This window comes from Nocardia sp. CA-119907, assembly GCF_050955995.1.
Classification (GTDB): domain Bacteria; phylum Actinomycetota; class Actinomycetes; order Mycobacteriales; family Mycobacteriaceae; genus Nocardia.
In genome coordinates this window covers 7,105,085-7,117,138 of sequence record NZ_CP192091.1, presented here as the reverse complement: position 1 = coordinate 7,117,138, position 12,054 = coordinate 7,105,085, and the positions used below count along the sequence as shown (strand labels likewise).

The 12,054-nt window shown below is 67.9% G+C and carries 13 protein-coding genes; 6 read left to right on the top strand and 7 right to left on the bottom strand.

Annotation, left to right across the window (positions count from 1 at the left end):
• Positions 1-253: 253 nt before the first annotated feature.
• Positions 254-616: an oxidoreductase gene (locus ACQP2D_RS31795; protein ID WP_433679597.1), complete on the top strand. Its 363-nt coding sequence runs from the start codon at positions 254-256 to the stop codon at positions 614-616.
• Positions 617-773: 157 nt separating this feature from the next.
• Here ACQP2D_RS31795 and ACQP2D_RS31790 read toward each other — a convergent pair whose 3' ends face one another.
• Entirely contained in the window at positions 774-2,321 is a 1,548-nt protein-coding gene (locus tag ACQP2D_RS31790) for a leucyl aminopeptidase (protein ID WP_433679596.1), read from the bottom strand.
• Between the two features lie 204 nt (positions 2,322-2,525).
• On the opposite strand from ACQP2D_RS31790, the gene gcvT reads away from it, so the two are divergent.
• Positions 2,526-3,626 (top strand): glycine cleavage system aminomethyltransferase GcvT, encoded by a 1,101-nt coding sequence (gene gcvT, locus ACQP2D_RS31785; RefSeq protein ID WP_433679595.1) that lies wholly within the window; start codon positions 2,526-2,528, stop codon positions 3,624-3,626.
• Positions 3,627-3,683: 57 nt separating this feature from the next.
• Positions 3,684-4,784, top strand: a complete 1,101-nt coding sequence (locus ACQP2D_RS31780) for a branched-chain amino acid aminotransferase (protein ID WP_433679594.1) — start codon at positions 3,684-3,686, stop codon at positions 4,782-4,784.
• Between the two features lie 13 nt (positions 4,785-4,797).
• Here the strand turns inward: ACQP2D_RS31780 and ACQP2D_RS31775 are convergent, their stop codons facing one another.
• The 5 genes from ACQP2D_RS31775 to ACQP2D_RS31755 all read right to left on the bottom strand — a co-directional run bounded on the left by ACQP2D_RS31775 (position 4,798) and on the right by ACQP2D_RS31755 (position 9,301).
• A complete protein-coding gene (locus tag ACQP2D_RS31775; protein ID WP_433679593.1) occupies positions 4,798-5,511 on the bottom strand; it encodes an MBL fold metallo-hydrolase in 714 nt (237 codons plus the stop codon).
• A gap of 130 nt (positions 5,512-5,641) precedes the next feature.
• On the bottom strand, positions 5,642-6,391 hold the full coding sequence (locus ACQP2D_RS31770; RefSeq protein ID WP_433679592.1) for an adenosylcobinamide-GDP ribazoletransferase: 750 nt from the start codon (positions 6,389-6,391) through the stop codon (positions 5,642-5,644).
• 4 nt (positions 6,392-6,395) lie between these two features.
• Positions 6,396-7,514, bottom strand: a complete 1,119-nt coding sequence (gene cobT, locus ACQP2D_RS31765; protein ID WP_433679591.1) for a nicotinate-nucleotide--dimethylbenzimidazole phosphoribosyltransferase — start codon at positions 7,512-7,514, stop codon at positions 6,396-6,398.
• 172 nt (positions 7,515-7,686) lie between these two features.
• On the bottom strand, positions 7,687-8,241 hold the full coding sequence (gene cobU / locus ACQP2D_RS31760; RefSeq protein WP_433679590.1) for a bifunctional adenosylcobinamide kinase/adenosylcobinamide-phosphate guanylyltransferase: 555 nt from the start codon (positions 8,239-8,241) through the stop codon (positions 7,687-7,689).
• 76 nt (positions 8,242-8,317) lie between these two features.
• Positions 8,318-9,301, bottom strand: a complete 984-nt coding sequence (locus ACQP2D_RS31755) for a helix-turn-helix domain-containing protein (RefSeq protein WP_433679589.1) — start codon at positions 9,299-9,301, stop codon at positions 8,318-8,320.
• A gap of 86 nt (positions 9,302-9,387) precedes the next feature.
• Here ACQP2D_RS31755 and ACQP2D_RS31750 point away from each other — a divergent pair, with 86 nt between their 5' ends.
• Entirely contained in the window at positions 9,388-9,546 is a 159-nt protein-coding gene (locus tag ACQP2D_RS31750; RefSeq protein WP_433679588.1) for a hypothetical protein, read from the top strand.
• 61 nt (positions 9,547-9,607) lie between these two features.
• On the opposite strand, the gene ACQP2D_RS31745 is transcribed toward ACQP2D_RS31750, so the two are convergent.
• Positions 9,608-10,279, bottom strand: a complete 672-nt coding sequence (locus ACQP2D_RS31745) for a DUF3043 domain-containing protein (RefSeq protein ID WP_433679587.1) — start codon at positions 10,277-10,279, stop codon at positions 9,608-9,610.
• Positions 10,280-10,452: 173 nt separating this feature from the next.
• On the opposite strand from ACQP2D_RS31745, the gene ACQP2D_RS31740 reads away from it, so the two are divergent.
• Positions 10,453-10,803: a HesB/IscA family protein gene (locus ACQP2D_RS31740; RefSeq protein ID WP_040688522.1), complete on the top strand. Its 351-nt coding sequence runs from the start codon at positions 10,453-10,455 to the stop codon at positions 10,801-10,803.
• Between the two features lie 206 nt (positions 10,804-11,009).
• Positions 11,010-11,978 carry a carbohydrate kinase family protein gene (locus tag ACQP2D_RS31735; protein ID WP_433679586.1) on the top strand — a complete coding sequence of 323 codons (969 nt, stop codon included), beginning with the start codon at positions 11,010-11,012 and terminating at the stop codon, positions 11,976-11,978.
• Positions 11,979-12,054: the final 76 nt, after the last annotated feature.

The window sequence follows — 12,054 nt, the reverse complement described above, 5'->3', positions numbered from 1 at the left end:
TGACTCCTCTGACTGCTCGACGGGTTCTACAACAGTTGATCTCACTGCGGGCGCTCACCACTGGTCGCGGCGAAAGCCCGAAAGCCACCGATCATTGTGCGTGGCACCGGAGATCTGTGCGGTTCTTGTACCGCGATCCATCCTTGCACTCGCTCGCGAGACGTGTAGCACAGGGCAGCGAACTGCGGTGGGCTGGCAAGATGGAATGACGGGCGCCGAGCGTCCGATCGGAGGTGAGAGGAGGTCGGCGTCGTTGGGTTTGCTGGATCGTTTCCGGGGCGGCGCGGCTCGGGGTGGCAGCGGTTTACGTGGGGGAATGGGTAGTGGCGCGGATGCCCGCTATCTCGCCGAGTGGGTGCGCACCCATATCGGGGTCGAAGGCTATGTAGAACCCAAGACGACGGTGACCGATGTCACGGTCGTGTTGATCGCGGCCGACGGCGAATGGACGCGCCGGGTCGTCGGCGAGCGCGGAGCGCAGCGACTAGCCGGTGATTTGCGGATCCCCGTCTACGACGTCCGCAAAACCGGATATCCACAACGGATGCGCGATTACGACGCCCGTAAGCGGATCGAGCGCCAGCGGGCGCTGGAACGCGATCTGGGCGACCTCTAGCGGCTGTTCGTTTCGTTCAATTTGTTCTCGGCGCGAAGACCGCCGTGACGCAACTGGCTCCCCCACAGTGGAGTTCGAGTGTCCGGCGTCCGGCGACGCGGAGCCCGTCGCGGCGATCCGCGACGGGCGTTGCGTTCGTGGTCGAGCCTCGCGGTGGCTACTCCGATGCCTCCGACAGATCCTCGGCCGCGATGTCCTCGATCACCGAGACCAGCGTGCGCACCGGAACCCCGGTGCCGCCCTTGCCGATATAGCCGAAGGGGCCGCCGGTGTTGTAGGCCGGGCCCGCGACGTCCAGATGCGCCCACTGCACGCCTTCCGGGACGAACTCCTTGAGGAAGATGGCCGCCGAGAGCATGCCGCCCCAGCGGTGCGGTGCGACATTGGCGAGATCGGCGACCTTGGAGTTCAGGTCGGCCCGCAGTTCGGTGGGAAGCGGCATGGCCCAACCGTTTTCGCCTGCCAGCCGGGAGATGCGGGCGACGCGGTCGCGGAAATCGTCGGTGCCCATGACACCCGGGGTGCGGGTGCCGAGCGCGACCATCTGGGCGCCGGTCAGGGTGGCGACGTCGATGAGGTAATCCGGCTCGTCCTCGCTCGCGCGCACGATCGCGTCGGCCAGGATGAGGCGGCCCTCGGCATCGGTGTTCAGCACCTCGACGGTCTTACCGCCGTACTGGGTGAGCACATCGCCGGGACGCTGGGCGGTGGCCGATGGCATATTCTCCGCCATCGGGACGGTCGCGATCACGGTGACCGGCAGCTCCAGCTTGGCCGCGGCGACGGTGGCCGCGATGACCGCGGCGGCGCCCGCCATATCCGAGGTCATATTCTCCATATTCGCGGCGGGCTTGATGGAGATGCCGCCGGTGTCGAAGGTGATGCCCTTGCCGATCAGCGCGACCTTCTTCCTATCGCCGCCGCGATAGGTCAGGCGGACCAGTCGGGGCGGGCGTGAGGAGCCCTTGCCGACGCCGAGCACACCGCCGTAGCCGCCGTCGGCGAGCGCCTGATCGTCGAGCACCTCCACCTGCAGCCCGGCGGACTCGCCGAGAGTCTTTGCGCGGGCGGCGAATTCGGCCGGGTACAGGTGGCTGGGCGGGGTGTTGACGAATTCGCGTGCGGTGGCGATCGATTCGGCGACCACCCAGTCGTGCTCGAAACCCTTGCGATAGGACGCGCTCGGATCGCCGACCAGGAGCTCGACCTTGCGCACCGGCTGCTCATCCGGCTTGCCGTTGGCGCTCTCGGATTTGAACGCGGTGAATGTGTAGGCGCCGAGGAAGAAACCCTCGGCGGTCGGGCCGATGCCGCCCTCCAGCCCCGACAGTGTCGTCACGACCCGGCCGACACCGGTCAGCGAGCGCGCGGCCACGCCGGCCGAGCGGCGGATCTGCTCGGCATCGATCTTGTCCGCGGCGCCGAGTCCGACGGCGAGCACACTCTTCGCACCCAGACCGGCGGGCGCCGGAATCCGGGTCAGTTCCTCGGCCTTGCCCTTCGCGCCGACGGCGCGCAGCTGTTCCTGAAGCGCGGCGCGTACCTCCGCGGTGAGGATGTTGTCGACGAAGTCGTCCTCCAGGGTGGCGATCGTCGGGCCGTCGTCACCGGACACCAATCCGATCACCAGGACGTCGGTGTCGGGGCCGATGGTGTCGACCAGGTCCAGTTCCGGTCCGAGCGAGCGATCTGCAACAGCGGTCATGGGCACAGGCTATTAGGTCGACGCTCGGTGGCGCACTGCGACATCACCGGATCGGGGTTCGTACCTGCGATTGTGGCAGTACCGGAAGCCGACGGCACGGCGCACACCCTGCCGGAGGACGGTCCGGCCCTGCTGCCCATGTGGTTCCGGGGCTGATCCACGGCGCGGGCGCGGGCGGGCCGGAGGCGGCGTTAAGCTCGCCGGGTGACCGAGACGAATCTGCTGCAAGGCCCGATCCATGACGTCCACGTCGAGCTCGGGGCGAAGTTCGCGCCGTTCGGCGGGTGGCAGATGCCGGTGTCGTACGCGGGGACCGTCGGCGAGCATCAGGCGGTGCGCACGACCGTCGGCCTGTTCGACGTGAGCCATCTCGGCAAGGCGACGGTGCGCGGCGCGGGTGCGGCGGCGTTCGTGAATTCGGCGCTCACCAATGATCTCGGCCGGATCCGGCCGGGCAAGGCGCAGTACACACTGTGCTGCGCGCCCGACGGTGGCGTGATCGACGATCTGATCGCCTACTACGTCAGCGATGACGAGATCTTCTTGGTGCCCAATGCCGCGAACACCGCGGCGGTTGTCGCCGAGTTGCAGAAGGTCGCGCCCGAGGGCATCACGGTGACCGATGAGCACCGCGACTACGGTGTGTTCGCGGTGCAGGGCCCGCGTTCGACGGAGGTGCTCACTGCGCTCGGGCTGCCGACCGATATGGAGTACATGGCCTACGCCGACGCCGATTGGGGCGGGCGACGGGTGCGGGTCTGCCGAACCGGATACACCGGTGAACACGGTTATGAGCTGCTGCCGCGTTGGGCCGATGCCGAGCCGTTGTTCCGTGCGCTCGTCGAGCAGGTCCGCGCACAGGATGGACAGCCGGCCGGACTCGGCGCACGCGATACGTTGCGCACCGAAATGGGTTACCCGCTGCACGGACATGAACTGTCCCTGGAGATTTCGCCGGTGCAGGCGCGCTGTGGGTGGGCGGTCGGCTGGAAGAAGCCCGAGTTCTGGGGCAAGGGTGCACTGGAGCAGGAGAAATCGGCCGGGCCGCGGCGAATCCTATTGGGACTCAAGGCACTCGATCGGGGCGTGCTGCGGCAGGGACAGTCGGTATTGCGCGACGGCGTACCCGTCGGCGAAACGACCTCTGGCACCTTCTCGCCCACGCTGCAGATCGGCATCGCCCTGGCTTTGCTCGATACCGACGCGGGCATCGAACCGGGTGCGCAGGTCGAGGTCGACGTCCGCGGTCGCCGACTGCGCTGTGAGGTCATCCGCCCGCCGCTCGTCCAGGTCCGCACCTCCTGATCGGGGCTTGCCGAACACGCGCGCCGCGGCGTGACGGCGCCGGATAGGATCAGGCGCATGACCGTTGCCGCACAGTTCACCCGTGTTCCGCATCCCGCGCCCACTCCGGCGCAGCGGGTAGAGGAGATCCTGGCGGCACCGGGTTTCGGTCGCTTCTTCACCGACCACATGGTTTCCATCGACTACACCGAGGGCGAGGGGTGGGGCAATGCCCGCGTCGAGCCGTACGGGCCGCTGGCGTTGGATCCGGCGACCATGGTGTTCCACTACGGCCAGGCCATCTTCGAGGGACTGAAGGCCTACCGTCAGCACGACGGCAGCGTCTCCTGTTTCCGCATCGACGCGAATGCCACGCGTTTCCGCAAGTCCGCGCGCCGGATGGCGATGGCGGAACTGCCGGAGGAACTATTCATCGAATCCGTGCGCCAACTGCTCGAGGTCGACGGCGGCTGGGTGCCCGCGGCCGGTGGTGAGGAGTCGCTGTACCTGCGGCCGTTCATGTTCGCCACCGAGGCCGGGCTCGGCGTGAAGCCCGCCTCCGCCTACAAGTACCTGCTGCTGGGTTCGCCTGCGGGCGCGTACTTCCCGCGAGGTGTGAAGCCAGTGCGGGTCTGGCTGTCCACCGAATACGTGCGCGCGGCACCGGGCGGCACCGGCGAGGCGAAGGTCGCCGGTAACTACGCGGCCTCGCTGCTCGCCCAGGCGCAGGCCTCGGAGAAGGGCTGTGATCAGGTCGTCTGGCTCGACGCCTGCGAGCGCCGCTACGTCGAGGAGATGGGCACCAACAACCTGTTCTTCGTCTTCGGTTCCGGCTCCGAGGCGCGCCTGGTGACTCCCGAACTGTCCGGTTCGCTGCTGCCCGGCATCACCCGGGACTCGCTGCTCACCCTCGCCGCCGATTCGGGCTATGTGGTCGAGGAGCGCAAGGTTTCGGTCGAGGAGTGGCGCAAGGGCGCCGAATCCGGTGAGATCACCGAGGTTTTCGCGTGCGGGACCGCCGCGGTGATCACCCCCGTCGGCTGGGTTCGCTCCGCCGAGGGCGAATTCTCCGTCGGCGGTGGCGAACCCGGTGAGGTCACCATGGCGCTGCGCGATACGTTGACCGGCATCCAGCGTGGCACCTTCGCCGACATCCACGGGTGGATGCGCGGCATGTAGGTGGCCTCGGCGTTCAGCTGGGCATGAACATGCGCCATTCCTCCAGGGTTTGCGGCCGCATGACGTAGTTGCTCTCCTTGACCGAGGACAGGGACGCGGAGGGTTCCTCGGAGTACCAGTGGCCCGGGTAGACGACCGGGTCGCCGGACAGATTCGCGAGATAGCGCAGGCTGCGGAACATTTCGTCGGAGTCACCGCCGGGGAAGTCGGTGCGGCCGCAGCCGTCGACGAAGAGTGTGTCGCCCGCGATGAGGCGATTGTCGAACAGGAAGCACTGGCTGCCCGGTGTATGGCCGGGGGTGTGCAGCAATTCGATATCGAAGGCGCCGACGCCGACCTTGTCGCCGTGCTCGTGTCCGGTGAGCTCACTCGGTGCGATGCCGGTGACATTGGCGACCCAGGACAGCTCCTGGGCATTGACGTGCACCGGAACGCTCGTCTTCTCGAGCAGTTCCCGAACTCCGCGCAGGGTGAATCCGAGCATGGTCCCGCCGACATGATCCGGATGGTGATGGGTGGCGAGCACCCCCGTCAGCCGCAGTCCGTCGCCCTCGGCGATATCGACCAGATCTCCCGCCGCATACGCCGGATCCACCACCACACACTCTCCGGTCTCCCGGTCGCCGATCAAATAGGCGAAGTTCCGCATCTGAGTCGCGATCGGATCACCCACGGCGAAGTCCCGACCGGATAACAGCTGACGAAAGTAGAGGCGCTCGGAAGACATACCGCCCACCTTATTGCCCGACCCAGACAATGCGCGCACCACGCCAGCTATCTCCTGGTGCGGAGTGCGCCGGACGGCCCGGCCGGGCTGCTGGACGAGGGCCGGTTGGTGCTGGTTCGCGGCGGGTGGGTCAGGTGCCCAGGGATAGTCCGGCTGCGCTGATGGCGACGGAAATCTCGAGTGTCGCGCCGAGGATATCCCCGGAGAGGCCGCCGAAGCGGCGCGTGGTATGTCGGACCAGCTGGGCCGAAATACCCAGGGCGACAAGGACAACGAGCGGACCGAGCCAGCGGTGCTCCGGGACCGTCAAGGCGCTGGCGACGAGGGCGAGCGCCACCCAGAGCGCGATGGTGATCGGGCGCTGGGTGCCGGCGACCAGTGCGCCGAAGCCGGTGTCGGGGGCGGCCTCGATGCCGCGGCGACAGGCGAGCACCACCGCCACCCGGCCGACGGCCACTGCGAGCACCACCGCGAACCAGCGGTCGGCCTGCACCAGCCCGGCGAACGAAAACGCCTGGATCCCAACGGCGAATACGATCGCGGCCACCCCGAACGGCCCGGCCCCACCGCTCTTCATCACCTGCCTGGCGCGCTCGGGCGAGCCATAGGACCCCAACCCGTCCATCGTGTCGGCCAGCCCATCCACATGCATCCCCCGAGTGATCAGCGCCAACCCGGCAACCACAACCAACCCCGCGAGCGGTGCACTCGACCCGGCCCACACCAGCACCCACAGCATTCCGGCAGCAGCCCCGCCCAATCCGGCCCCCACCAACGGCGCCAGTGCGATCGCCCGCCCGGCCGCCCCACGATCGACACTGTCCGGCCCCCGCACCGGCAGCACCGTCAGCCAGGACACCGCAAGCCGCAAACCGGCCACCTGCCTATTTCCGCAGGTCCGGTTGCCCGGTCGTGTCAGGGACAATGCTGGTCACGGCTTCGGCTTCGGCTTCGGTGGCCGAATCGGCTGTGCTCACACCGGCGTCCGCGAAGGTCGCCATTTCGGCGAGGGTGGCCACGGCGGCGCGCAGGATGGGGAGGGCGGTGAGGGCGCCGGAGCCCTCGCCGAGGCGCATGTCGAGGTCGAGGAGGGGGTCCAGGCGCAGGTGCCGTAGCGCGAGGGTGTGGGCGGGTTCGGTGGAGCGGTGGCCCGCGAGCCACCAGGCGCTGGCGCCCGCCGCCAGGTCCTCCGCGACCAGGGCGGCCGCGGTGACCACCACACCGTCGAGGATGACGGGGGTGCGGCGGATCGCGGCTTGGGCGAGGAAACCCGCCATGGCGGCGAAATCGGCGCCTGCGGCCACGCGCAACAGCTCCACCGGATCCTTGGCGACCGGGCGGGCGCGGCGCATGGCATCGCGGATCGCGGCCACCTTGCGGACCCAGCCCGCATCGTCCACCCCGGTGCCGCGGCCGACGGCGGCGATCGGCTCGGTATCGGTGAGGGTCGCGATGAGGACGGTCGCCGGAGTGGTGTTGCCGATTCCCATATCGCCCGCGATCAGCAGGTCGGCGCCCCCGTCGATCTCCTCGTCGGCGATCGCCGTGCCCGCCGCGAGTGCCGCCTGGATCTCCTCGTCGCTGAGCGCGTCCTCACGGTCGATCGCCCCGCTGGACCGGCGCACTTTGTGCGCGTCGACCCGCGCATCGGTATCGGCGTCGACGGAGATATCGACGACGCGGACGGTCGCGCCAGCCACCCCGGCCAGCGTATTCACCGCCGCTCCGCCGCCGAGGAAATTGGCGACCATCTGCGCGGTCACCTCACTCGGGTATGCCGAAACACCATGGCGCGCAACGCCGTGATCCCCGGCGAACACCACCACCCGCGCCCGCTCGAACTGCTTCGGCGGACATACTCCCTGGCATGCCGACACCCAATTCCCCAGTGTTTCCAGCCGCCCGAGCGCGCCACCGGGTTTGGTCAGCTGCGCCTGCCGCTGCTCCGCCGCCGCCCGAATTGCCGCGTCGGGTGGCGTAACCGGTCCGAATCCGTCTGTCACTATCGAGCCTTTCCGGGTCGGGGCAGTTCATTCCTACACCGCGCAGTCCTTATCCGGCCCAATCTTGCCGCCACCGCCGTCCACTCGCTCAACCACCCTGCGCCTGTCGTCCGCGAACAGCCGCAGATCCGCCTCCCCGCGGTGGCGCGGACCCGCGATATCCCGTGCGGCCTTACTTCAGGCGCAGCGGCAGGCCCGCGACGATGAAGAAGGCTTCATCACAGGATTGCGCGAGGCGCTGGTTGAGGGTGCCGATTTCATCGCGGAACAGGCGGCCGGAGCGGGTGGCCGGGATGACGCCCATACCGACCTCGGGGGTCACGATCACCAGGCGGCTCGGATAGGCGGCGACAGCGGTGACGAGGGCGTCCGTGTCAGGGGTGATGGTGCCGCGCGGGGCGTCCCAGGCGGCGCGGGCATCGATGCGGGCGGTGAGCCAGGTGCCGATATCGTCGATCAGTGTGGTTCCGGCCGGGGGAGCGGCGCTCAGCACCGCTGCCGGATCGGCGCTTTCGAGTACGGTCCAATCCGCGGGTCTGCGGTCGCGGTGGCGGGCGATGCGTTCGGCGAAGTCGAGATCGGTCGGATCGGGAATCGCGGTGGCGATATAACGCACCGGGCCGCCTTCGGCCGCCAGCACTTCCGCGAACGCGGACTTGCCGGACCGCGCGCCGCCGAGTACCAGGATGCGGTGCGGGCGGTTGTTGGCAGGTGAGCTGTCCGACACCGCAGCACCGTATCAATTCGGCCATTGTGGTTGCCGTTGACCGCGGCGACCTAGGGCGCGGGCCGCGTTGGCGTGCTCAGGAGCGTTGTTCGGTCGCCTCCGCGGCCCCGAAGCGGCGGCGGTACTCGGTCGGGGCGATGCCGACGACCTTCTGGAAGTGATGCCGCAGCAGCGCGCCGGAACCGAAACCGGCTTGTGCGGCAATCTGTTCCAGACCCTCGTCGGTGTCCTCGAGCAGGTGCTTGGCGTAGAGCACGCGCTGGTTGGTCAGCCATTTCACCGGGGTGGTCCCGGTTTCGGCGGCGAAGCGGCGGGCGAAGGTGCGGGTGGACATCACCGAGCGGGCGGCGAGATCGTCGATCGTATGCGGCAGCTCGAGGTTTTCGCTCATCCACTGCAGGGTGGAGCTGAGGCTGTCGGAGGTGCATTCGGGCACCGGGCGCTCGATGAATTGGCGCTGTCCGCCATCGCGCTGTGGCGGCACCACCATGCGCCGGGCGATCGCGTTCGCGACCGAGCTGCCGATCTCCCGGCGCACCAGGTGCAGGCAGGCGTCGATGCCCGCCGCCGTGCCAGCGGAGGTGATCAGATTGCCTTCGTCGACGAACAGCACATCGGGATCGACGGTCGCCTCCGGGAACTGCGCGGCCAACTGGTCCACATAACGCCAGTGTGTCGTGCATTTGCGACCGTCGAGCAGTCCTGCCGCTCCGGCCAGGAACGCCCCGGAACACACGGTGAGCACGATCGCCCCGGCATCCGAGGCCGCGCGGATCGCGTCGATGACGCGCTGGTCGAGCCCCTTTTCGAAGGCGGAAGCGGGGAAGGCCGGAATCGCCACCAGATCGGCCTTCGCCAACTCCTCCAGCCCGTACTCCGGCGTAACCGTGATACCCGGCGTGGTGGACGGCAGCGGCTTGCCCGGTTCGGCACCGCACACCTTGAAATCGAATCCGGGCAGTCCGTCCGCGGTGCGATCGAGCCCGAAAACCTCACAGACCACGCCGAATTCGAACATGGCCAAGCGCTCCGAGAGCACAACGGCGACCTTGGACAGCATGGCTACAGGCTACCTGGCTGAATCTTTGCGGACAATGTCAGTACAGCCACTTTCGGCGGTAAATCATCGCGCGCAAAATTACTGCCATGATTACTTTTCTCGTAAGTATGGCGGTCGTGGTGGGCTTCGCGGTCCTCATCACGCGAGGAGGCGCCCGCGCCGGATCAGCGAATGTCATCGATCGTGACGCCCAGCGTCTGCAGTCCGATCTGTCCGCGATCCTCGCCCGCTCACACCACCACTGACCCGGAAACGCCGACAGCCGCACACCTCCTGGAGGCGTGCGGCTGTCGGGACGTGATGGATCTAGACCGCGTCGCCGGGGCCGACGCGCGGCTTGGGTGCCCGCATCTTGCGGATCTGTGAGGCGCGGACGAAGGCATACCAACCCAGCTTGTACCCGGTATCGGTGCTGTCCGGGAAGCGCTCCCGGACCCGCCCGTTGACGATCCGGCCGAGCAGGAACCCCTCGGCGATCATGAACACCATCATCACCAGCATGGCCAACGTCACAATGGTCTGCAGCGCGGGCGCCACGAACATCGACAGGATCAGCACCAGCGCCATCGGCATGAACAGCCCGACCAGGTTGCGCCGGGCGTCGACGATGTCACGCACGTACGCCCGCACCGGACCCTGATCCCGGGGCAGCAGATATTTGTCCTCGCCGGCGAGCATCCTGGCGCGCCGATCCTGGGCGGCCAAACGGCGCTCGGCCGAGGCCGCCTTGCGCTCTTCGCGGTTGCCGCGCGTGGCCTTGCGCCGGGCGCGCGCCTCCTTGGCGGTGAGCGGTGCCGGAGCGACCGGGCCGCGCCGCTTGCCTTGGGCGTCACGACGTTTCGGGGTGGGGCGGCCCTTGCCTTCGGTGGCGGTGGCCGCTTTCGAGATGGAGACTGCGGTCGAGCCGCCGTCCGAGCCCGCCGTCTGGTCGGCGCTCTCGTCGGTGGTGCTGGACTCGCCGCGACGGAACAATTTCACGCGACCAGGCTATTCGATGCAGTATGCAGCCGGAAATGTGGTCGGTGGGAGGTTGTGTCCACGGTCGGGTCCGGTGGTGGCAAGATGGGGGAATAACAGCCCGCTGAGTGGTGTTGACAGCCACGAGCCGTGCGCTGTTCACGGGTTGAACACAGCTGTCCTGAGGAGAGTTCATGACTGTGCAAGACGAGACGACCACCCACGGTGTGACCCTGACCGACGCCGCCGCCAGCAAGGCGAAGGCGCTGCTGGACCAGGAGGGTCGCGACGACCTCGCCCTGCGTATCGCCGTGCAGCCGGGCGGCTGTGCCGGCCTGCGCTATCAGCTCTTCTTCGACGACCGCTCGCTCGACGGTGACCTGACCGTCGACTTCGGCGGGGTCAAGCTGGCCGTCGACCGGATGAGCGCGCCGTACGTGCAGGGCGCCTCGATCGACTTCGTCGACACCATCGAGAAGCAGGGTTTCACGATCGACAACCCGAACGCGACGGGTTCCTGCGCCTGCGGCGACTCTTTCAACTGATCTCCGACAGTCTGTCGCCGGGTCCATCCGCGACCCGGCGATTTGCCGACCGCTCGTCCACCATGAGAATCGTGCGGCACTCGCTGATCGGCTGAATATTGGCAGCGGCGGGCAGGCGTATCCAGGGAGACGGGAAGGTACGGTAAAGGCGGGATCTTGTTTCCCGAGTCTTCACCGTCTAGCCGCCTACCGAAGGGCTCAGCTTCGTGTCTATCGCCGTGTCCGCGTCCATTGCGACCGACCATCTCATGCGCTTCCCCGGAAGGTTCGCCGACGCGCTGCTGGCCGATCAGCTCGACCATGTATCGGTGAGCTTCCTCGTCGATGATCTGCAGATCCGCAAGGGCGGGGTCGGCGGCAATATCGCCTACGCCATGGGCGTTCTGAACCGCACACCGCTGCTCGTCGGCGCGGTCGGCGCGGATTTCGGGGAGTACCGCGCCTGGCTGGAGAAGAACGGCGTCGACTGCTCCACCGTCAGGATCTCGGAGCGGGCGCATACCGCGCGCTTCGTCTGCACGACCGATGACGATATGGCCCAGATCGCCTCGTTCTACCCGGGGGCGATGAGCGAGGCCCGCGATATCTCGATCGGTGAACTCGCCGAGGATCACACGCTCGATCTGGTGCTCATCGGCGCCAATGATCCTGAGGCCATGCTGCGGCACACCGCCGAATGCCGCGAACTCGGCATCCCGTTCGCCGCCGACCCGTCCCAGCAGCTGGCCCGCCTCGACGGTGACCAGGCCGTCCAGCTGATCGACGGCGCCGCATACCTTTTCACCAATAAGTACGAGTGGGCGCTGCTGCTGCAGAAGACCGGTCTGAGCGAGGAGGAGGTCGCGCGCAAGGTCGGCATCCGCGTCACCACCCTCGGCAAGGACGGCGTGCAGATCGTCGACCGCGACGGCACCGAGGTGACCGTCGGCGTGGTCCCCGAGGTGAACAAGGTCGAGCCGACCGGCGTCGGCGACGCCTTCCGCGCGGGCTTCCTCACCGGCCACACCGTCGGACTCTCGCTGCAGCGCTCCGCCCAATTGGGTTCTCTAATCGCGGTTCTCGTCCTCGAGACCATGGGCACCCAGGAGTGGACCCTCAGCAAGGACGATGCCCTCGAACGCCTCACCGCCGCCTACGGTCCCGAAGCCGCCGCCGATATCAAGCCCCTCCTCTGACCTTCCTGGACCGCTCGCACAACGGCCGCATCTACCACGAAAGGTAGGTGCGGCCGTTTGTGTTGCGCCGCGCGCC